Origin of the sequence: Pseudomonas oryziphila (genome assembly GCF_003940825.1) — a bacterium.
Taxonomy (GTDB): domain Bacteria; phylum Pseudomonadota; class Gammaproteobacteria; order Pseudomonadales; family Pseudomonadaceae; genus Aquipseudomonas; species Aquipseudomonas sichuanensis.
On sequence record NZ_CP034338.1, the window covers coordinates 2,944,702 to 2,964,480 of the forward strand.

Here is a 19,779-nt window from a genome sequence, read left to right on the forward strand (position 1 = left end):
CATGCAGCTTTCCATGCGCACGCGCTTCTACCTCAACAACCTGGCCTTCCCGCTGTTGCTGGCGGTGCTGGTGTTCGTGCTGTTCGACCTGACCGAGCTGGACCGCTGGATCAGCAACCTGCTGCTGGATGCCAACGGGCAGTTCGTCTTCGCGCACAACGCGCTGTTCGAGAAACTCACCCACAAGTGGCCGCGAATCCTGCCGGACTGGACGGGTGAACTGGCGGTGATCGGGGTGCTGCTGTCGCTGCTGTGGCCGCTGGCCTCGCGCTCGGCCCGTGCCACCGGCTTGCTGGAGGCGGTGCGCATCGCCCCGGTGATGCGCTGGAGCACCCGCTATCGCCGCGACCTGTGGTTCGTGGTGGTCGCGTTCGGCCTGTGCACCATGGTCATCCACTACCTCAAGAGCCACACCGGGGTGTACTGCCCGGTGGAAACCACGCTGTATGGCGGCACCGAGGCGCGCTACGAATGGTTCGACCAGTTCAACGGGCTGGACCGCGCCGGCCCCGGCCGTTGCTGGCCCGGCGGGCACGCCTCCAGCGGCTTCACCCTGCTGGCGCTGTACTTCATCGCCCTGCGCCATCGCTGGGTGCATGCGCGCAAGTTGCTGGTGGCGATCCTGCTGGTGGGCATGTTCTACGGCACCACCCGGGTGCTGCAGGGCTGGCACTACATGTCACATACCTTCTGGGCCGGCATTTTCGTCTGGCTGACCAGTTGGAGCACCGCGCTGCTGTTCTATGGCCGCCCGGCCTTGCAGGCAGCGCCGCAGGCAAGGCTCAGTAATCGCCCCGCTTGCGAAACGCCCAGCGCCCTGCAATCAACGTAAAGGTCACCACCAGCGCCACCAGTACCCAGAAGCCGTGGGGGTCGTCCGACAGCGGCACGCCCCCGACGTTCATGCCGAAAAAGCCGGCGATGATATTGATCGGCAGTGCCAGCACGGTGACCACGGTAAGGGTGAACAGGGTGCGGTTGTTCTCTTCGGTGAGCTTGGCGGCAATCTCTTCCTGCAGCAGCTTGATCCGCTCGACCAGGCTGGTGAGGTCGCTGATGATCACCGAAAACTCTTCAGTAGAGGCCCGCAACTGGCGGATATCCTCTTCGTGCAACCATTCGGGCGGGCGGTTCAGCAGCCGCAGCAGCGAGCCCGGCTCCAGTGCCAGCAGGCGCTGCAGGCGTACCAGCACGCGGCGCAGGCTGCCCAGCTCGGCGCGGTTGTCGCTCAGGCGCAGCGACAGCAACTGGTCCTCGATGCGGTCGATCTTCAAGGTGGTTTCGCGCAGCACCCGGGTCAGCAGGTCGCCCTGATCGCGCACCAGGTGCACCAGCAACTCCACCGTCGAACCGAACCCCTCGCCGCGCTTTACCGATGAGCGCAGCTCGTCCACCGAGTGCAGCGGCTGCAAGCGTGCGCTGACCAGCAAGCGGCTGCGTGCACAGGCCCACAAGGTGGAAACGTCGGACGACATCACGCCATAGCTGAACACCAGGTCGTTGACCACCGCCAGCAAGGCACTGTCGGTGTGCTCGATACGCGTGGAGCGCGACCCTTCGCGCAGGGTTTCGAAAAAGGTTTCGGGCAGGTCCAGGTGGCTCTTCATCCAGCGCTCGCAGGCGGCGTGGGCAAGGTTCAGGTGCAGCCAGAGGAACTGCTCGTCGGCTGGCGCCTGCAAATGTGCCATGGCCTGTGCCGAGTCGAGCTCGCGGCCGGGCTGGCCCGGGCGGAACAGGTACGCATAGAGCAAGCCGTGCAGGTCGGTTTCGGGGTTTTGCGGATTGGCGGGGAGCATGCGGCGGGGCGACCTCGGCGAGTCCCGATTCAGAGAGGGTCATATTAGGTAACGTCACATGACAGTCACGTGACGTTTTCGCTGAAGGCCTCGGCTGTTGCAGCCGACGCCCATGGACCTGGCACGCTCGTCACAACTGGCATTCGGTATGCCAAAATTTCTGGTAATGGGAATTGTTACCAGATAATATCGCGACGCTTTAACACCCCTCCCGTGCCCCTTTCCAGGACCTGAACCCATGCGTTACAGGATTGTGTCGCTGTGCCTGCTCCACGCCGCTCCGATGTTCAGCTGGGCCGCGCCAGCGCCGCTCGAAACCAGCACCGGCATTCAGCTTGAAGCCGTGAACATCAATGCCGATGCCGCCGACTACGAGCGGGCCGACGGCCCGGTCGAAGGTTACCGCGCCACCCGTTCGGCCAGCGCCACCCGCACCGACACTGCCCTGCACGAAACCCCACAGTCGGTCAGCGTGGTGCCCAAGGATGTGCTGGAAGACACCGGCGCCACCCGCCTGCAGGACGCCCTCGACTACGCCGGCGGCATTGGCCGGGCCAACAACTTCGGCGGCCAGGGCCTGACCACCTTCACCGTGCGCGGCTTCACCACAGGAGAGTTCTACCGCAACGGCTTCCCGATCAACCGCGGCTACCCCAATGCCCCGGACGCCAACACCGTCGAGCGCCTGGAAGTGCTGCGCGGCCCCGCCACCGCCCTGTACGGCCGTGGCGACCCCGGCGGCACCTTCAACGTGGTCAGCAAGCAACCCTTGCCCGAATCCAAGGTCACCCTGGGCAGCCAGTTCGATGACCAAGGCATGCACCGCGCAACCCTCGACGCCACCGGCCCGTTGAGCCAGGACGGTAGCCTGGCCTACCGCCTGAATGTGCTTGGCGAGGGCGGCGAGAGCTTCCGTGACGACGTCCAGAGCGAGCGTTACGACGTCGCCCCGGTACTCAGCTGGCAGGTCAACGACAGCACCAAAATCGTCTTCGAGGGCGATTTCATGCGTAACAACCACCCCCTCGACCGTGGCCTGACCCGCTACGGCACCCAGACCGGCAGCGCCTCGCGCGACACCTACATCTGGGAAAAAGGCAGCGACAACCTGCTGCACAACGACAACAACATGGCCCAACTGCGCTTCGAGCACCTGCTCAACGACAACTGGACCCTGGCCGGCGGCATGCAGTGGCTCGACGGCATCCTGCAGGGCAACGCCGTGGAAGCCAACAAGGCACCGGCTGACGGCCACACCCTGCAGCGCAACTTCAACTACCGCAAGCTGGAGTGGACCGACCGCGACTACCAGCTCAACCTCACCGGCCACTTCGACACCGGCGCGTTCAGCCACACCCTGCTGACCGGCATCGAGTACGAAGACTATGACTACCGCTCGATCATCCAGCGCTCGTCGGCCACCGACGGCACCTACCCGATCGATATCTACCACCCGGTGCTGGGCCAGCCGCGCCCTGCCCTGACCCGCACCACCACCCACGACCAGGAAAACCTCAAGACCTGGGCCTGGTTCGTCCAGGACCAGGTGGCCCTGACCGAGCGCCTGAAGGCACTGGCGGGTGTGCGCCTGGAGCGCTTCGAGCATGACTACGACAATTACCTGCCGGGCGCCAAGGGCTGGCAGGCGGCCGACAATGCCGTCACCCCGCGTTTCGGCCTGCTCTACGACCTGACCGACACGGTTGCCGTCTACGCCAACACGGCGCGCTCGTTCAAGCCCAATACCGGTGCCAGCCGCCAGGGCGACGGCTTCGATCCGGAAAAAGGCAAGTCGTACGAACTGGGGATGAAGTGGGAGGCATTGGAGCGCCAGTTGAGCGTCGACGCGGCGATCTACCACATCGTCAAGGAGAACGTGCTGACCCGCGACCCGGCCGACCCCAACTACAGCCTGGCCGCCGGCGAAGTGCGCAGCCGCGGCCTGGACCTCAACGTGGCCGGCAACATCACCCCTGAGTGGCGGGTGATCGGCGGTTATGCCTATGTCGATGCCGAAGTGACCAAGGACAACCGCCTGCCCAGCGGCACGCGCCTGGCCAACATCCCGCGCAACAGTTTCAGCCTGCTCAATACCTACGAGTTCCAGGACGGACTGGCCAAAGGACTGGGGCTCGGTGTGGGGCTCAAGTATGTGGATGACCGCAATGGCCAGACCGAGGCGGTGACTTACACCATGGAGCAGTACAGCGTGGTTGACCTGTTGAGCTACTACAAGGTCAACGAGCATGTGCGCCTGAACCTGGATGTGAAGAACGTGTTCAACAAGGGGTATGACGAAGGGGCGTTCAATACCTATGCGTATCCAGGTGCGCCGCGCACGGTGCAGGCTGGGGTTGCTTACACCTTCTAAGAGCTTTGCGGTTGGGCGAGCAGGTGTCCGCCGCAAGAGTTGCAGCGCCTATCAGATCGAGCGCCGCCCGCGCGGCGCATCGCTGGCAAGCCAGCTCCCACATCTGTTTCGGGCCAGTCACTCCTGTGATTTCACCACTGTCCGCCTTGTTGGTTCGACTCGGTATTAGAAGTGGGCACCACTGGCGCCTCGCCCGACTTGAGACATGCACCAAGGCGGGCAGCGGTACTTCCACAGACATAACTGGCCCGAAATAAATGTGGGAGCTGGCTTGCCAGCGATGCGCCGCGCGGGCGGCGCTCGATCTTGAGAGCGCTGCAAAGCTGTCGCCAAGCACCTGCCGGCCCCCACTCGGTATCAGTCAGAAACCCTCGAACCACCATCCCTGACAACCGGTACTTGTAACTGCGTATTACAAACTACGCTCAACTATCAAAGCGGCAATCGCCGCGCCACGGGCCATCGGCCTTCGAAGGATCGTGCTCCAGGACCCTGCCAGACGACTGGCGGGCCGCCACCCCGGCGGCCGAGGTCCACCGGCTGTGGCCTTCCCTGCAAGCAAACGCAGGCAACGCTGAGCGGAGATCACTATGCAGTTGAAAAAAATCGTGTGGATGCTGGCCATCGGCGGCGTGCTCTCGGCATCGTCCGTGCTGCTGCCGGACAACCTGGGCGCATTTTCCAGCGCCATGGCGAAGGACGGTGGAGGCGGAGGCGGAGGCGGAGGTGGTGGCGGCCATGGCGGGGGTGGTGGCGGTGGAGGCCATGGAGGTGGCGGAGGCGGAGGCGGAGGCGGCCACGGCGGAGGGGGTAGCGGCGGCGGTGGGCATGGCGGCAGTGGCGGTGGCAGCGGTGGCTCAGGCCATGGCGGCTCGGCAGGCGGCCATGGCGCCGACGATGGCGGTAACCACGATGCCGGAGGCCTGCATGGTGTCGGCCACGGTGCCGATGACGGGGCCAACCATGATGCCGGCGAAGCCCATGGTGTCGGCCACGGCGCCGACGACGGCGCCAATCACGATGTCGGTGACGACCGCGGCGGCACCTGACGCCTGGCACTCTCCGCACAGGTGTCTGTCCGGCACCTGTGCGGCTTCTCCCGCCAAGCCTGGCATGCTAGCCTCCCCGCGCCCCGCGCCTGCGGGGAAGGAAAGCCGTCATGTCAAGGAGTCAGGCAATGGACCTGCAGTTTCTGGGCACCTCCTCCGGTGTGCCCACCAAGGCCCGCAACGTCAGCGCCACCGCTGTCATCGAATCCACCGGCCACGGTTGGTATCTGGTCGATTGCGGCGAGGGTACCCAGCACCAGTTGCTGCACAGCCCGCTTTCCATGCGGGACCTGCGCGGGATTTTCATCACCCACGTGCATGGCGACCACTGCTTCGGCCTGCCCGGCCTGCTGGCCAGCGCCGGCATGAGCGGGCGCCAGGAGCCATTGCCGCTGGTCCTGCCCGACGCCCTGCTTGGCTGGGTGCGCCAGAGCCTGGCGGTGAGCGAGACCTTCCTGCCGTTCGAATTGCAGCTGCAGGCGCTGGAAACCTTCAAAGGTTTCAGCGCCGGTAATGTCGAGGTGAGCACGATCGAGCTGTCGCACCGCGTGCCCTCCTGGGGCTACGTGTTCGATGAGCGCGACCCCGCACCGCGGCTGGATACCGCCCGCCTGAAGGCCGACGGTATCCCGGCCGGGCCGCTTTGGGGGCAACTGGCCCATGGCCTGGCCGTCACCCATGAGGGCCGCACCCTCGAGCCTCGTGATTACCTGCAACCCACGCGCGCCCCGCAACGGATCATCGTCTGCGGTGACAACGACCGCCCCGAACTGCTTGCCGAACTGGCCCAGGGCGTCGATGTGCTGGTACACGAAGCCACCTTCACCCAGCCGGTGGTCGAGCGCAGCCAGACCACTTTCGGCCACAGCACCGCAGCGCAGGTGGCGCGTTTTGCCAACGCCGCGGGTGTGAAGAACCTGGTGCTGACCCACTTCAGTGCCCGTTACCAGCCCACGGCCAACGGCCGTGGCAACTCGATCGCCGAAGTGCGCGAGGAAGCAATGGCGCATTACAGCGGCCACCTGACCCTGGCGCAGGACCTGCAGCGCTATCACCTCGGGCGTGACGGCCGGCTCGAAGCGCTGGACAAGGCCTGAGGCCAGCCCAGGCCCCTGCTTCAGTAGCGCTCGCCGACCATCTTGAACGGGTAAGGCTGCGACTTGTACTTGCCGATCTTGCCGCGCTTGGGCAGCTCGATCTTCTGCTTGTGGCTGAGGTCCTTGTACGGGACCTGCTGCAGCAGGTGACTGATGATGTTCAGCCGCACCTTGCGCTTGTCCTCGGAGTGCGCCATGAACCACGGTGCCCAGGACGAGTCGGAGGCGGCGAACATGTCGTCGCGGGCGCGGGTGTACTCGTCCCAACGGTTGTACGACTTGAGGTCCATGGGTGACAGCTTCCACAGCTTGCGCCCGTCGTCGATGCGGTCCTGCAGGCGGCGGGTCTGCTCTTCGGCGCTGACCTCCAGCCAGTACTTGAGCAGGATGATCCCCGACTCGACCATCATCCGCTCGAACATCGGCACCACGGTCAGGAACTTGTGTGACTGTTCATCCGTGCAAAAGCCCATTACCCGCTCGACACCGGCGCGGTTGTACCAGCTGCGGTCGAAGATCACCACTTCACCGGCGGCCGGCAAATGGGTGAGGTAGCGCTGGGCGTAGATCTGGGTCTTCTCGCGTTCGGTCGGCGCCGGCAGCGCCACTACGCGGAACACCCGGGGGCTGACGCGCTCGGTGATGGCCTTGATGGTGCCGCCCTTGCCGGCGCCATCGCGGCCTTCGAAGATGATGCACACCTTGAGGCCCTTCTCCACCACCCACTGCTGCAGTTTGACCAGCTCCACGTGCAGCTTCTTCAGTTCGCTCTCATAGTCTTTGCGCCCGAGCTTCCCGGTGTCGTTACCTTTGTTTTTCTTGCCCGCAACCTTGGCCATCGTCTGCTCCCCTGTGCCAACCCCTGAGTGCCGCGGCGCTGCCGTGGCGGATCAGAGCAGTATGGATGAGCCTCGGCGATTTGCCGGGCGGGCTGCCGGCATGTCCACTTGCCACGATTGCGGCCGCTCTGGCCCGCGGGTTTTAATCCTGTCGCCGCTGGCCCTGGCCGGCGCTAGACCTGCATTTTGGCAATTCAAGGAAGCCCCCACGATGGACAGGAAGCTCGTACCGCTGGCCCTGCTGGCGACCCTGCTCGGCTGCTCGGACGACCGGCAAGCCACCGAGGCCAGCCTGCGTCAGGCCGCGCAAACCTGGCTCGACAGCCAGTACCCGCATTGTTTCGTGATCAGCAGCTTCCCTACCCGCACCCGCGATTTCGACGTGGACGGCAACAACAAAGCGTTGCATGCCCTGGCTCAGGTCGGTGTGGTCAGCGAGAAAGAGATTGCCCGCACTGAAGTGCCTGCCCGCCTGTGGCAACCGGCACGCACCGACATCTATTACGCCTACGCGCTGACCGATGAAGGCCGCAAGTACTACAAGGCCGACGCAGGTGACAGCAAGATCGGCGGGTTGTGCTTCGGCAAGGCCCAGGTCACCACCATCGAGCAGTTCACTGAGCCGACCGAACAGGCTGGCAGGACGGTATCGAGGGTGACCTACCGCTACAGGGTCAGCGAGCTTCCTGAATGGGCTGGCGATGCGTCGGTGCAAGCCAGCGTGAAAGGCCTGGGCAAGGCGTTCAACAGCAGTCGCCAGCCGCTTGAGGCAACTGCCAGCATGGCTTTGACCGAGCAAGGCTGGGTGCAACAGCAGTTGCCCAATTGAGGGCCGCCGCGAACGGCCGCGCGCTTGAGCCTTGTGTTAATCCTGAGAAAATCCGCAGTCGCCATCCTTGCCCCGCCCCGGCCGCTGCGCGGCCGGTTTTCCGGTTCAACGATGGAGTCACACCATGAAATCCCTGTCTTTCGCCCTCGCCCTGCTGGCCGCGACCTCGGCCACTTCAGCCTTCGCCGAAGGCGGCGCCGAGCGTCTGCAAGCGCGCAACGAGCAGTTGGCGCAACAACGTCAGCAGCAGGCCGAGGCAGTCGCCAAACGCGATGCCCATGTCCAGTCGCAGGCGCAAGCGCCGCGCCAGGGCGATGCACTCAATAGCAAGCCTTGCAGCTGATGCCCGCGAGGGCCGGCAATGCCCGGCCCTCACAACCACCAGGCCAGCACTGCAGGCAACCACACGAACGACAACAGCGTCGAGCACATCACCAGGTTGGCCACCTGCTCGGGTTCGCGGTTGGCCCGCACTGCCAACAGGTAGTTGAACACCGCCACCGGCATCGACGACTGCACCACCAGCACCGCCCGCTCCAGGCTCTGAAGCCCCAGCGCGGTACCCACCGCCCAGCCCACTACCGCCCCCAGCACGATACGCAACCCACCCAGCACCAGGCCGCTGCCGATGTGCTGCGGGCGAATGCTGGCCAGGGAAACGCCGAGGGTCAGCAGCATCAACGGGATGGTCATGCCGCCCAGCAGGTCGGCGGTGTTGGCCAGCCAGCGCGGCAGTTCGACATCGAAGAAGATCAGCGGCATGGCGCCGGCCAGGCTGATCACGATTGGGTTGCGCAGCAGCGCCTTGAATGAGGCGGCGCCACCGGAAATGGCGATGCCCAGGGTGAACTGGAAGATCGACAAGGTGAGGAAGAACGCCACCGCCAGGGCCAGGCCGTGCTCGCCGAAGGCGTACAGGCTGATTGGCAGGCCCATGTTGCCGGTGTTGGGGAACATGAAAGCCGGCATCAGCACGCGCCAGTGCCGGCCACTGAGGCGGCATACCAGGTAGCCGGTCAGCGCCATGCCCAGCATGCACAGCACGCAGGCCAGGGCCATGCTGGTGAAGGCGGCGGGATCGAGTTGGGTGCGGTTGAGCGTGGACAGCACCAGCGCGGGCGTGCCGACGGTCATGACCACCCGCGCAATGAACTCGGTCGGGTAGTCCAGCCCACGGCGGGCCCAGGTGTAGCCGATACCGGCGACGATGAACACGGGGGCCAGGACGGCGAACAACGAGGCCAGCATTGTGTAGGATCTCCCTGAAAACCTGCCGCGCATTATGCGTATTTATGCCTCCAAGTGGCATCGCCGTGCGCCACGGCTGGCAACCTTGGCCTGACCGGTTCGTGTGGGAGCAACTGTCTTATGTTGTCAGTGCTGGCCTCATCGCTGGCAAGCCAGCTCCCGCAGGTACGATGCGGCGCGGTTCATGTGGGAGCGGGTTTACCCGCGAAGCGCCGCGGGCGGCGCTCGATCTCATAGGCGCTGCAGCCCTGCCGGCGTACGCCTCGGGGTCCACCGGAGATCGCATCAGCACCTCCTGGTGCTCGCCTTAAATTCATCGTCGGGGCGAAAATTGAGCGTGATCATCAATAGTTAAAGTAAATTCTAGAATAAATATTTGTTTAGATTCAGATATTTAACAATGGTTATTAATGCTGATTGTCCGATATGTTTTCTGAGGCAGACGGGTACTGTGCAGATACTCGTCGGCCTGCGGCCTCTCGTCGCAGCCAACGCCCTCTTGGCAAATCCGCCACAGCCCGTAAAATCCCGCCTCCTTTTCGCCCGTCGCCCATTCGGTGGCAACCGCCCGCAAGGACAGCGTCCGCGCCTCTCGCCACATCGCGCATGTGCCACAGGCTCAACCGCCCCCGCCCGGCCTCCCCTTGAGGTCCAGCGGTTGACCCTTGCCCAGGTCGCATTCCGTGCACGCAGCGCAAAAGGCGCAGCTTGGCTTATTCCAACCTTGAGGTACGTATGTCTCCGCGTTTGCTGGCGATGGCGCTGGCACCCCTGCTCGGCCTGTTCATCATTGCCCTGGGCAATGGCTTCATGTCTTCCCTGACCACCCTGCGCCTGGACGCCGCCGGCGAATCGGCGACCACCATTGGCGTGGTGTCCTCGGCCTACTTCATCGGCCTGACCCTCGGCGCAATCGTCAACGACCGGTTGATCCTGCGCATCGGCCATATCCGCGCCTACAGCAGCTTCGCCGCGCTGATCGGCGCGACCATCCTGCTGCAGGGCCTGTTCTACGACACCACCTGGTGGTCGATCCTGCGCCTGCTCAACGGCTGGGCTGCGGTGGGGGTATTCCTGGTGATCGAAAGCTGGCTGCTGCTGGCCGGTGACGCCAAGATCCGTGGCCGCCTGCTGGCGCTGTACATGATCGCCTTCTATGGCGCCGGGGTGATCGCCCAGGCGGCCCTGGGCGAGATCACCAGTTGGGGCGACACCGCGCCGTTCATGCTGGCCGGCATGCTCGCCACCCTGTCGGTGCTGCCGATCGTGATCCTGCCGCGGGTGTCGCCGTTGCTCGACCAGGTCGAGCCGCTCAAACCACGCCAGCTGCTGGGCGTGGCGCCTACCGGGTTGGTCGGTTGCTTCGGCTCCGGCGTGGCGATTGCCGGCATCTATGCCCTGCTGCCGCTGTACCTGCAGCGGGTCGGGCTGGACGTGGGCGAGGTCGGCGAAATGATGGCCTGGGTGATTCTCGGCGCCATGTTGCTGCAATACCCGGTGGGGCGCTGGTCCGACCGCAAGGACCGTCAGGATGTGCTGATCGCCCTGGCGGCGATGTGCACCGTGCTGTCGCTGCTGATCGTGGTGCTGCCGGTGGACACCGTGCTGCTGCCCGCCCTGCTGTTCCTGCTCGGTGGCGGGGTGTTCGCGCTCTACCCGGTGGCGGTCAGCAGCGCTGCCGACCGCGCGCCGGCTGATGCCCTGGTGCCGATGATCCAGGGCCTGCTGCTGATCAACTCGCTGGGCTCGGCCATGGCGCCGCTGACCATTTCGCCGATGATGACCTCGTACGGCGAAGTCGGGCTGTTCTGGGCATTCGCCGCAATCAACCTGGCGATGGTCGGCTTCTTCCTCTGGCGCCGCGGCAAGCGTCCGAAACCTGAGCACCCGGCGCCGTTCACGGCGGCCACTACCTTCTCGCCGACCGGCGCCGAACTGCGGGTGACCGAGGACCTGATGCATGCCGCCCAGGAGCACCCGCCATTGAAGAATGATAACGCCGAGATGATTTAGTGTGTTATGCCACTGATGAGCGTCTAGTGACTGTTGCAGTGATAACACCAATGCAATCTCAGCATTAGACCCTCATCAGATACCGGAAGCCAAATTTTTTATGGCGTGGCGAATTTCGTCATGTTGCGACGCAGGAATAGACGGATTGATGAAGTAATTCATCGCCCTGATCGAAACAGGCAGCAGCTCTTCGTCGTGCTCAAACACCAAATCGACAGAGCACTGAAATAACACCCCTAGGCAATGCTTCGACATTTTTTCAACTTCGTGATCCCCCAGCTCGCCATAAAAGATTGACTCAATCTGCAATGAGACAAACGAAGAAATAATTTTCTCGAAGTTCTTATCCTTAGTTGCGTGCTGCAAAATACCACCTGCAGCCAACTTATTTCTCTCCTCCAGCTTTGCATAGACCCCTAAAAATTCAGAAAATACGGACTGGGCAAAATTCCAAATCTTTTGATGGTCCACCAAGGCAGATAAATCAAGCGCAACAAATCCGTAGGATGCCAGCTTTTTTTCGACACGCTCATCGAGCTGCTTTAGTCCTTTGCTCAAGTTCGGTCGCAACCCTTTTATTCCATGCAGATACTTACACTCCACCGCTAGTTCTTCATTAACGATTACGTCGCAGATAGTTGTCATATCCAGGTTTACGGTGGCCTTTTCGGACGGCAGAAATCTAAGCGCCATTGAAAGCTCGAAGAACGTGTCGTTGTACTCTTGTCCTTTCTCCTGAAGGTCACTTGCCCCTTCAAGCAACTTCATCAGATCCGCATCCTTTATCTTTATATTTTCAGGCCGCGGAAACAGTCGATTTAACAGATTATAGCGCGTTACAATGGACGCCAGCATGGCTGCATCCTGGTTTGGCAAGCTGGATATCTCTTTGAGCTGCCGCTCATAAAAACCCAACTTCGTATTGCGCACATTTGTATTGGACCCGTGCTTGACAAGCAGCCTCTGAAATTCGTCAAGCAGTCGAGCGAAATCTTCAGCAACTTCGACAAAGCTTTTTCGACCGTAAACAAAACTCATAACCACCTCTTTCCCTGTAATTAATATTCCTTGCTGAACCATGCCACTGTGGCTCGCATCATGGCAAGGAAAAATAATGTAGTTACGATTTCACAAAACTGTCAATTCGATGGTGCCCCTTTTCACCCCGATGATGGCCGGAGACTGATGAGCGACCGTTACACGGCCGTTCGTCGACCTCGATGCACTTCTTGAAATCGAAAAAGCCAAAGCATCTACAACCTAGCCGATAGGAGAATCACCATGGCTCGCACTCGCTCGCTCACTCTCATGCTGGCCTTTTCTTTAGCGATCGCCTCTGCTTCCAGTTTCGCCGCTTCCACTACCTACGGCAGCGGAACCGAGCCACAGAAGGTCGAGCACTCCACAGGCGATCAGCCCAGAGGCTCCACCGCCGGTGATGGCAGCAGTGTCAACAACCCCGGTGGCGGCAAGGGCAACGACAGCAGCGACACCGGTACCAACGCCGATGCGGCCGACGGTGCTGCCGGTGGTTCGAACAGTACCGGCGAGGCTACCGGCAGCGGTGCCGGACACACCGGCGGTACCGCCGAGGACCAGGACAGCCATTGACAGGCCTTGGCTACACTGCTGAACGACGCCCCTGCCCTGGAGACCTGGCATGAACCTCAGGTACTGGATGCTGCTTGCCTTGCTGCCCACGGGGGCATTCGCCGCCTCGGTCAACTACAGCCCCGCCCTGGACATCAGTTCGGCGTCGTTCACCGACGGTGGGGTGATCGCGCTGCAGCTGGTGGGCGCGGACCCTGCCTGTGGCAGTGGCGAAGAAAAGTCACCGCAGGTGAGCTGGACCAACCTGCCGCAGGGCACCCGCTCGCTGGTACTGGTGATGTTCGACCCCGATGGTGGCAAGGGGCTGGGGGTGGTGCACTGGCTGGCCTACAACATCGACCCGGCCTCCGGTGGCCTGGAGGAAGGTGCTGGTGGCCAGAGTAGCCCGGTGGCCGCGCTGGGCCTCAACTCCCGTGGTGCCATGGCCTATCGCGGGCCTTGCCCACCGGCGGGCGACAATCCCCATCACTATGTGCTGACCCTGATCGCCACTGATCTTGCCCCTGGCAGCCTGCCCGGGGAGCTGAACCATCGAGGGTTGCTGAAGGCGCTGCAAGGCCATGCGCTGGGGGCGCAGAGCCTGGTGGGGCGTTACGGGCATTGATCTGACGCAGTCATCGCGGGGCAAGCCCGCTCCCACGGATTGCGTGGGAGCGGGCTTGCCCCGCGATGGCCCTCCGCCTACCGCCAATACTGCGCCTCATCCACCACCCGTTGGTGCTCGGCGAACAGCAACGGCAGTTGCTCCTTGAGGTAATCGATCCAGGTCCGCACCTTGGCATCCAGGTAATGCCGCGACGGGTAGATCGCATAGATCTCACGCTGGCGCAGCCGGTACGGCGCCAGCAACCGGCACAGGCGCCCTTCCTGCATGGCCTGGCTGGCCGAGTAGTACGGCAGCAACCCCACCCCCATGCCCAGCTCGGTGGCCTTGACCATCGCGTCGGCGACATTGGTGAGGAAGGTATCCTGGGGCGCGATGACGCAGCTTTCCGGTGCTTTGCCGAAGGTCCAGTCTTCTTCGAACAGCGGGTCGACGGTGCGCAGGCAGGTGTGCGCGTGCAAGTCCTGCGGCTGTTTGGGCACGCCTTGCCGGGCCAGGTAATCCGGCGAGGCGCAGAGAATGCTGTGGATACTGCCCAGCGGGATGGCGATCAACTGCGAATCGGGCAAGCCCTGGCCAATGGCGATCACCACATCGTGCCCCTCGGCCAGCGGGTCGGGGTTGCGCTGCGACAAGGTCAACTCCATCACCACTTCCGGGCAGGAGGCGTTGTAGCGCGCCACCAGCGGCATCATCAACAGGCCCAGGCCATGGGTGCAGTGCAAGCGCAGCCGGCCGCGGGGCGTGAGGTGGGCGCCACGGGCCTCGTCCATGGCCTCTTCGGTGAGCAGCATGATCTGCCGCGAGCGCTCGAGAAAACGCTCGCCCGCCTCGCTCATGCGCAGGCGCCGGGTGGTGCGGTGCAGCAGGCGGGTCTGCAGCTGGTTCTCCAGCTCCGCGACGATCCGCGACACCTGCGCCGCCGAGATGTCCAGGGCGTTGGCGGCGGCTGCGAAACTGCCGCACTCCACTACCCGGGCAAAGGTGCGCATCGCATGCAGCATGTCCATGAAGTGGGCTCTCATTCATACATGAAAGGCAGGAATCTATCACGGGTTAGCCCATTTATTGTGAAACACCAATGAATGGATCATGGACACATCCCGAAAACGAGGAGCCTGTCATGAAACGTTCGATCGCTGTTGTCGCCCTGTCCGCCACCCTCGCCTCGTTCGGCGCCTTCGCCGACAGCGCCACCCAGCAGCCCGTGAGCAGCAGCTACGAATACGGCATGCCGATGGACGTGGCCAAGGTCATCTCGATCACCCCGGCCAGCAACGCCGCCGATTGCCAGGTGGGCACCGCGCACATGGTCTACCTCGACCACCAGGGCCAGACGCACCAGGTCGACTACCGCGAAATGGGCAATTGCTCGCAGCAGTGACGCCTGCGCAAACGGCCGGGAAAAATACCAGCCGTCTTGCCCAAAGTGCATTTGCCCACCTGCCTTGCCGCCCCATGATCGTCCGGAACAACTACAAGAACGTTCCGGAAGCCGATCATGATCGAAACCGCTGCTGCCCTGCCCGCCCATTCGCCGGCCGCCACCCATGCGCGCATCACCTGGCGGCTGATGCCGCTGCTGCTGGTGTGCTACCTGTTCGCCCACCTGGACCGCATCAACATCGGCTTCGCCAAGATGCAGATGAGCGCAGACCTGGGCTTTTCCGACACGGTGTACGGCCTGGGCGCCGGCCTGTTCTTCGTGGCCTACGCGCTGTTCGGCGTGCCCAGCAACCTGGCTTTGGACCGGGTCGGGCCACGGCGCTGGATCGCCACGCTGATGGTGGTCTGGGGCCTGCTGTCCACCGGCATGCTGTGGGTGCAGGACGCAGCCGGCTTCTATACCTTGCGCTTTTTGCTCGGCGTGGCCGAAGCGGGCTTCTTCCCCGGCATCCTGGTGGTGCTCAACCGCTGGTACCCGGCCAGGCGCCGGGCCCAGGTGACCGCGCTGTTCGCCATCGCCGTACCCTTGGCCGGGGTGGTCGGCGGGCCGCTGTCCGGCGGCATCCTGCAAGCCTTCCATGACCACGGCGGCCTGCGCGGCTGGCAGTGGATGTTCCTGATCGAAGGTTTGCCGGTGGTGCTGCTGGGGCTGGTGGTGCTCAAGTGGCTGCCGGACAGCTTCGAGCAGGTCAGCTGGCTCAGCGCCGAACAGAAACGCGCCCTGCGCGCGGAACTGGACGGCGAAGAACAGCGCAAACCGGTCAGTTCGCTGACCGGCCTGCTGGGTAACGCCCAGATGTGGCTGCTGGTGGCGGTGTACTTCGCGGTGATGCTGGCGGTGAACACCCTGGCGTTCTGGATGCCTAGCCTGATCCATGGCGCCGGGATCGGCAGCGATGGCCAGGTCGGCCTGCTCAGCGCCGTGCCCTACCTGGCCGGCTGTCTGTTCATGCTCGGTTGCGGGCGCTCGTCGGACCGCCACCGGGAGCGCCGCTGGCACCTGTGCGTGCCGCTGCTGATGGCCGCCGCCGGTATCGCCGTGGCCGGCCTGGCACCGGGCAATGCGCTGCTGGTGATGAGCGGCCTGGTCGTGGCCGGGATGGGCGCCAGTGCCGCGCTGCCGATGTTCTGGCAACTGCCCCCGGCGTTCCTGGCGGGCAACACCCAAGCGGCGGGGATCGCCATGATCAGTTCGTTCGGCAGCATCGCCTCGTTCCTCGCGCCCTACCTGATCGGCTGGATGCGCGACACCGCCAACAGCCCTGGCCTGGCGCTGCAGGTGCTGGCGGTGGCCATTGTGCTCGGGGGGCTGCTGGTGCTGAAGGTGCCGGCCAGCGTGGCCAACCCGCGCTAGGCAGCGGCGAGCATCTCGCTGATCCAGCGGGCCTGACGGGCGATGTCCTGCACCTTGTCCTCGGGCACCGGCTGGCGGGCACGCTCGAAGTTATCGAGCGTCTGCTGCTTCTGGCGCAGCATGCGCTGCCACTTGAACAGGAACGCCGGGCTGCGCTGCTCCATCAGCAGCGGGCCGAAGTACAGCTGTTCGGCGCTGTAGACGACCGCCTCGCAGCGCTCGGCAACGATGATTTCGTAGTCGAAGCGGTTCTCGCGCAACACTTCTTCGCAGCGGATGCGGTAGTCGTTGTCCATCAGCCACTGGCGCAGCGGCTGCTCGCCGCCGTTGGGCTGCAGCACCAGGCGTTCCTTGCCGCTCAAGCGTTGCTTGCCGGCCTCGAGGATGTCGCGGATGGTCTCGCCGCCCATGCCGCAGATGCTCACGGCAGTGATCCCATCTTCCGGTTCGATGGCCGCCAGGCCGCTGGCGAGGCGCACGGTGGCCTGTGCCTCCAGGCTGTTCTCGCGCACGGTGCGCTGCGCGGCCAGGAATGGCGTCAGCGCCACTTCACCGGCCACTGCCGCGGCAATCGCGCCACGGCGCAGCAGCGCCACCGGCAGGTAGCCATGGTCCGAGCCGATGTCAGCCAGCCGTGCCCCGGCCGGGATATGCGCCGCCACCCGCTCAAGGCGCGTGGACAAAGTGTGTTGGTTCAACGGTTGCCTCTTTGATCACCCAGGGCCCGGCGCCTGCGGCCGGGTCGGGGCGCGATTCTGCCGTGGGCCGCCGCGCTAATCAAATCCGTGCGACCGCGGCCACGGCTCGACCCGCCCTTGGCGCTCGCGTAGGCTTGCGGGCTTTCCTCCCGTGCAAGGCAGAACATTCCATGGCAAACGACGGCATCATCTTTACCCCGGACCCGGACGCCGACTCCATCTCGTCCGACGTGGCCGAGTACAACGGCGTGCTGGTCAGCACCCAGATCCCTACCCGCGCCGACGGCAGCCTTGAGCTGGGCGACATCACCACTCAAAGCGAATGCACCCTGCAGGCGCTGAAAGTGGCCCTGGAGCGCGCCGGCAGCTCGATGGACCGGGTACTGCACCTGACCATCTACCTCACCGACATGGCCGACCGCCCGGCGTTCAACGAGGTGTACCAGCGCTTCTTCAGCAAGCCGTGGCCGGTGCGTGCGGCGGTTGGCGTGGCCTCGCTGGCGGTAGAAGGCATGAAAGTAGAAGTGACGGCGATGGCAGCCAAGGCCTGACCCCCTGTCGCACGCCCTCTGTAGGAGCGGCCTCGTCTCGCGAACGGGCTGCACAGCAGCCCCGGCAATCTTGAGGTGTCACTCAGATCCTGGGGCCGCTGCGCAGCCCGTTCGCGAGACGAGGCCGCTCCTACAACGAACGTGCAAACCCAGCGAGCGAGAGGCTGTGCAGCCACCCTCCCCGCCCCATCCAGCAGCCCGGGGATGCCACCACCCCATTTCACCGCTACAATGCCCGCCTTACCGTGACAGCCCGAACCTATAACGACATGTCCCTTCCAAAGCACCACCTGGAACTGCTCAGCCCTGCCCGTGACGTGAGCATCGCCCGCGAGGCGATCCTGCACGGCGCAGACGCCATCTATATCGGCGGCCCGAGCTTCGGCGCGCGCCACAACGCCTGCAACGAGGTCAGCGAGATCGCCGAGCTGGTGGAGTTCGCCCGGCGCTACCACGCGCGGGTGTTCACCACCATCAACACCATCCTCCACGACAACGAGCTGGAGCCGGCGCGCAAGCTGATCCACCAGCTGTATGACGCCGGGGTCGATGCGCTGATCGTGCAGGACCTGGGGGTGATGGAGCTGGATATCCCGCCGATCGAGCTGCACGCCAGCACCCAGACCGACATCCGCACCCTGGCCCGGGCCAAGTTCCTCGACCAGGCCGGTTTCTCGCAGCTGGTACTGGCCCGTGAGCTGAACCTGCAGGAAATCCGCGCCATCGCCGCCGAAACCGACGCGGCCATCGAGTTCTTCATCCACGGCGCGCTGTGCGTGGCCTTCTCCGGCCAGTGCAACATCTCCCACGCCCAGACCGGGCGCAGCGCCAACCGTGGCGACTGCTCCCAGGCCTGCCGCCTGCCGTACACCCTCAAGGACGACCAGGGCCGCGTGGTCGCCTTCGAGAAGCACCTGCTGTCGATGAAGGACAACAACCAGACCGCCAACCTGGCCGACCTGGTGGATGCCGGCGTGCGCTCGTTCAAGATCGAGGGCCGCTACAAGGACGTGGGTTATGTGAAGAACATCACCGCCCACTACCGCAAAGAGCTGGACGCCATCCTCGAAGGCCGCCCGCAGCTGGCCCGCGCCTCCAGCGGGCGTACCGAGCACTTCTTCGTGCCCGACCCGGACAAGACCTTCCACCGTGGCAGCACCGACTACTTCGTCAGCGACCGCAAGATCGACATCGGCGCCTTCGACTCGCCGACCTTCACCGGCCTGCCAGTGGGCGTGGTGGAGAAAGTCGGCAAGCGCGACCTGCAGGTAGTGACCGAGGTCCCGCTTAGCAACGGCGACGGCCTCAATGTGCTGGTCAAGCGTGAGGTGGTGGGTTTCCGCGCCAATATCGCCGAACTCAAGAGCGAGTCCGAAGACGACGGCCAGAAGCGCTACCGCTACCGCGTCGAGCCCAACGAGATGCCCGAGGGCCTGTACAAGCTGCGCCCCAACCACCCCCTGTCGCGCAACCTCGACCACAACTGGCAGCAAGCCCTGCAGCGCACCTCGGCCGAGCGCCGGGTGGGCGTCGAGTGGCACGCGGTGCTGCGCGAGCAGCGCCTGATGCTGACCCTCAGCAGCGAGGAAGGCGTGAGCGTGCAGGTGGCCCTGGATGGCCCGTTCGGCGCCGCCAACAAGCCGCAACAGGCGCTTGACCAGTTGCACGACCTGCTCGGCCAGCTCGGCACCACCATGTACCACGCCAACGCCATCGAGCTGGACGCGCCGCAGGCGTACTTCATCCCCAACTCGCAGCTCAAGGCCCTGCGCCGCGAAGCCATCGAGGCGCTGACCGAGGCGCGGGTCAAGGCCCACCCCCGTGGCGCTCGCAAGGCCGAGACCACGCCAGCGCCGGTGTACCCCGAGTCGCACCTGTCGTTCCTGGCCAACGTCTACAACCAGAAGGCCCGCGACTTCTACCACCGCCATGGCGTGCAACTGATCGACGCCGCCTACGAGGCCCATGAAGAGCACGGCGAAGTGCCGGTGATGATCACCAAGCACTGCCTGCGCTTCTCCTTCAACCTGTGCCCCAAGCAGGCCAAGGGCGTCACCGGCGTGCGCACCAAGGTCGCACCGATGCAACTGATTCAGGGCGATGAAGTACTCACCCTGAAGTTCGACTGCAAGCCGTGCGAGATGCATGTGATCGGCAAGATGAAGAGCCATATCATCGACCTGCCCACCCCAGGCAGCGCCGTGGCCCAGGTTGTCGGGCATATCAGCCCGGAAGACCTGCTCAAGACCATCCCGCGCGCACCGCACTGATCG

General features: G+C 64.2%; 19 protein-coding genes. 12 read left to right on the forward strand and 7 right to left on the reverse strand.

Going from position 1 to position 19,779, the window contains the following annotated elements:
- Position 1: 1 nt before the first annotated feature.
- Positions 2–832 carry a phosphatase PAP2 family protein gene (locus tag EJA05_RS13650; protein WP_125464103.1) on the forward strand — a complete coding sequence of 277 codons (831 nt, stop codon included), beginning with the start codon at positions 2–4 and terminating at the stop codon, positions 830–832.
- On the opposite strand, the gene EJA05_RS13655 is transcribed toward EJA05_RS13650, so the two are convergent.
- The gene (locus EJA05_RS13655; protein WP_125858644.1) at positions 783–1,796 is read right to left on the reverse strand and encodes a transporter; all 1,014 of its coding nucleotides are present in this window, start codon (positions 1,794–1,796) and stop codon (positions 783–785) included. The two genes, EJA05_RS13650 and EJA05_RS13655, sit on opposite strands and share 50 nt — an antisense overlap.
- 238 nt (positions 1,797–2,034) lie before the next feature.
- Between EJA05_RS13655 and EJA05_RS13660 the strand changes: the two genes are divergently transcribed.
- Positions 2,035–4,167 (forward strand): TonB-dependent siderophore receptor, encoded by a 2,133-nt coding sequence (locus EJA05_RS13660; protein WP_125858645.1) that lies wholly within the window; start codon positions 2,035–2,037, stop codon positions 4,165–4,167.
- Positions 4,168–5,024: 857 nt separating this feature from the next.
- On the opposite strand, the gene EJA05_RS28235 is transcribed toward EJA05_RS13660, so the two are convergent.
- A complete protein-coding gene (locus EJA05_RS28235) occupies positions 5,025–5,186 on the reverse strand; it encodes a hypothetical protein (protein ID WP_190306065.1) in 162 nt (53 codons plus the stop codon).
- A gap of 158 nt (positions 5,187–5,344) precedes the next feature.
- Here EJA05_RS28235 and EJA05_RS13675 point away from each other — a divergent pair, with 158 nt between their 5' ends.
- Positions 5,345–6,313, forward strand: a complete 969-nt coding sequence (locus tag EJA05_RS13675) for a ribonuclease Z (protein WP_125858647.1) — start codon at positions 5,345–5,347, stop codon at positions 6,311–6,313.
- Between the two features lie 20 nt (positions 6,314–6,333).
- Here EJA05_RS13675 and ppk2 read toward each other — a convergent pair whose 3' ends face one another.
- A complete protein-coding gene (ppk2, locus tag EJA05_RS13680) occupies positions 6,334–7,152 on the reverse strand; it encodes a polyphosphate kinase 2 (protein WP_125858648.1) in 819 nt (272 codons plus the stop codon).
- Positions 7,153–7,363: 211 nt separating this feature from the next.
- Here ppk2 and EJA05_RS13685 point away from each other — a divergent pair, with 211 nt between their 5' ends.
- Positions 7,364–7,981: a hypothetical protein gene (locus EJA05_RS13685; protein WP_125858649.1), complete on the forward strand. Its 618-nt coding sequence runs from the start codon at positions 7,364–7,366 to the stop codon at positions 7,979–7,981.
- Between the two features lie 124 nt (positions 7,982–8,105).
- Positions 8,106–8,324: a hypothetical protein gene (locus EJA05_RS13690; RefSeq protein WP_125858650.1), complete on the forward strand. Its 219-nt coding sequence runs from the start codon at positions 8,106–8,108 to the stop codon at positions 8,322–8,324.
- A 29-nt stretch (positions 8,325–8,353) separates the two neighbouring features.
- Here EJA05_RS13690 and EJA05_RS13695 read toward each other — a convergent pair whose 3' ends face one another.
- Complete coding sequence (locus tag EJA05_RS13695) at positions 8,354–9,229, reverse strand: AEC family transporter (RefSeq protein WP_125858651.1); 876 nt, start codon at positions 9,227–9,229, stop codon at positions 8,354–8,356.
- A 735-nt stretch (positions 9,230–9,964) separates the two neighbouring features.
- On the opposite strand from EJA05_RS13695, the gene EJA05_RS13700 reads away from it, so the two are divergent.
- Positions 9,965–11,242 carry an MFS transporter gene (locus tag EJA05_RS13700; protein WP_125858652.1) on the forward strand — a complete coding sequence of 426 codons (1,278 nt, stop codon included), beginning with the start codon at positions 9,965–9,967 and terminating at the stop codon, positions 11,240–11,242.
- Between the two features lie 75 nt (positions 11,243–11,317).
- Here EJA05_RS13700 and EJA05_RS13705 read toward each other — a convergent pair whose 3' ends face one another.
- Positions 11,318–12,280 (reverse strand): hypothetical protein, encoded by a 963-nt coding sequence (locus EJA05_RS13705; RefSeq protein WP_125858653.1) that lies wholly within the window; start codon positions 12,278–12,280, stop codon positions 11,318–11,320.
- A gap of 243 nt (positions 12,281–12,523) precedes the next feature.
- Between EJA05_RS13705 and EJA05_RS13710 the strand changes: the two genes are divergently transcribed.
- Positions 12,524–12,853 carry a hypothetical protein gene (locus EJA05_RS13710; RefSeq protein ID WP_125858654.1) on the forward strand — a complete coding sequence of 110 codons (330 nt, stop codon included), beginning with the start codon at positions 12,524–12,526 and terminating at the stop codon, positions 12,851–12,853.
- A gap of 49 nt (positions 12,854–12,902) precedes the next feature.
- The gene (locus EJA05_RS13715; protein ID WP_125858655.1) at positions 12,903–13,457 is read left to right on the forward strand and encodes a YbhB/YbcL family Raf kinase inhibitor-like protein; all 555 of its coding nucleotides are present in this window, start codon (positions 12,903–12,905) and stop codon (positions 13,455–13,457) included.
- Between the two features lie 77 nt (positions 13,458–13,534).
- Here the strand turns inward: EJA05_RS13715 and EJA05_RS13720 are convergent, their stop codons facing one another.
- On the reverse strand, positions 13,535–14,467 hold the full coding sequence (locus EJA05_RS13720) for a LysR family transcriptional regulator (RefSeq protein WP_125858656.1): 933 nt from the start codon (positions 14,465–14,467) through the stop codon (positions 13,535–13,537).
- 113 nt (positions 14,468–14,580) lie between these two features.
- On the opposite strand from EJA05_RS13720, the gene EJA05_RS13725 reads away from it, so the two are divergent.
- The gene (locus tag EJA05_RS13725) at positions 14,581–14,841 is read left to right on the forward strand and encodes a DUF2790 domain-containing protein (protein WP_125858657.1); all 261 of its coding nucleotides are present in this window, start codon (positions 14,581–14,583) and stop codon (positions 14,839–14,841) included.
- 117 nt (positions 14,842–14,958) lie between these two features.
- Positions 14,959–16,257 (forward strand): MFS transporter, encoded by a 1,299-nt coding sequence (locus tag EJA05_RS13730; RefSeq protein ID WP_125858658.1) that lies wholly within the window; start codon positions 14,959–14,961, stop codon positions 16,255–16,257.
- On the opposite strand, the gene EJA05_RS13735 is transcribed toward EJA05_RS13730, so the two are convergent.
- Positions 16,254–16,955 carry a tRNA (adenine(22)-N(1))-methyltransferase gene (locus tag EJA05_RS13735; RefSeq protein WP_125858659.1) on the reverse strand — a complete coding sequence of 234 codons (702 nt, stop codon included), beginning with the start codon at positions 16,953–16,955 and terminating at the stop codon, positions 16,254–16,256. The two genes, EJA05_RS13730 and EJA05_RS13735, sit on opposite strands and share 4 nt — an antisense overlap.
- Positions 16,956–17,125: 170 nt before the next feature.
- Between EJA05_RS13735 and EJA05_RS13740 the strand changes: the two genes are divergently transcribed.
- Together EJA05_RS13740 and EJA05_RS13745 are read left to right on the forward strand one after the other, a co-directional pair.
- Positions 17,126–17,506: a RidA family protein gene (locus EJA05_RS13740; RefSeq protein WP_125858660.1), complete on the forward strand. Its 381-nt coding sequence runs from the start codon at positions 17,126–17,128 to the stop codon at positions 17,504–17,506.
- A 269-nt stretch (positions 17,507–17,775) separates the two neighbouring features.
- A complete protein-coding gene (locus EJA05_RS13745) occupies positions 17,776–19,776 on the forward strand; it encodes a peptidase U32 family protein (protein ID WP_125858661.1) in 2,001 nt (666 codons plus the stop codon).
- Positions 19,777–19,779: the final 3 nt, after the last annotated feature.

Bases quoted from the DNA above. Each gene is read 5' to 3' on its own strand.
- EJA05_RS13690 (WP_125858650.1), top strand. From the start codon at position 8,106: ATGAAATCCCTGTCTTTCGCCCTCGCCCTGCTGGCCGCGACCTCGGCC.
- EJA05_RS13745 (WP_125858661.1), top strand. From the start codon at position 17,776: ATGTCCCTTCCAAAGCACCACCTGGAACTGCTCAGCCCTGCCCGTGAC.
- EJA05_RS13710 (WP_125858654.1), top strand. From the start codon at position 12,524: ATGGCTCGCACTCGCTCGCTCACTCTCATGCTGGCCTTTTCTTTAGCG.
- EJA05_RS13720 (WP_125858656.1), bottom strand. From the start codon at position 14,467: ATGGACATGCTGCATGCGATGCGCACCTTTGCCCGGGTAGTGGAGTGC.
- ppk2 (WP_125858648.1), bottom strand. From the start codon at position 7,152: ATGGCCAAGGTTGCGGGCAAGAAAAACAAAGGTAACGACACCGGGAAG.
- EJA05_RS13700 (WP_125858652.1), top strand. From the start codon at position 9,965: ATGTCTCCGCGTTTGCTGGCGATGGCGCTGGCACCCCTGCTCGGCCTG.
- EJA05_RS13730 (WP_125858658.1), top strand. From the start codon at position 14,959: ATGATCGAAACCGCTGCTGCCCTGCCCGCCCATTCGCCGGCCGCCACC.
- EJA05_RS13725 (WP_125858657.1), top strand. From the start codon at position 14,581: ATGAAACGTTCGATCGCTGTTGTCGCCCTGTCCGCCACCCTCGCCTCG.
- EJA05_RS13655 (WP_125858644.1), bottom strand. From the start codon at position 1,796: ATGCTCCCCGCCAATCCGCAAAACCCCGAAACCGACCTGCACGGCTTG.
- EJA05_RS13675 (WP_125858647.1), top strand. From the start codon at position 5,345: ATGGACCTGCAGTTTCTGGGCACCTCCTCCGGTGTGCCCACCAAGGCC.
- EJA05_RS13660 (WP_125858645.1), top strand. From the start codon at position 2,035: ATGCGTTACAGGATTGTGTCGCTGTGCCTGCTCCACGCCGCTCCGATG.
- EJA05_RS13685 (WP_125858649.1), top strand. From the start codon at position 7,364: ATGGACAGGAAGCTCGTACCGCTGGCCCTGCTGGCGACCCTGCTCGGC.
- EJA05_RS13695 (WP_125858651.1), bottom strand. From the start codon at position 9,229: ATGCTGGCCTCGTTGTTCGCCGTCCTGGCCCCCGTGTTCATCGTCGCC.
- EJA05_RS13740 (WP_125858660.1), top strand. From the start codon at position 17,126: ATGGCAAACGACGGCATCATCTTTACCCCGGACCCGGACGCCGACTCC.
- EJA05_RS13650 (WP_125464103.1), top strand. From the start codon at position 2: ATGCAGCTTTCCATGCGCACGCGCTTCTACCTCAACAACCTGGCCTTC.
- EJA05_RS13705 (WP_125858653.1), bottom strand. From the start codon at position 12,280: ATGAGTTTTGTTTACGGTCGAAAAAGCTTTGTCGAAGTTGCTGAAGAT.
- EJA05_RS13715 (WP_125858655.1), top strand. From the start codon at position 12,903: ATGAACCTCAGGTACTGGATGCTGCTTGCCTTGCTGCCCACGGGGGCA.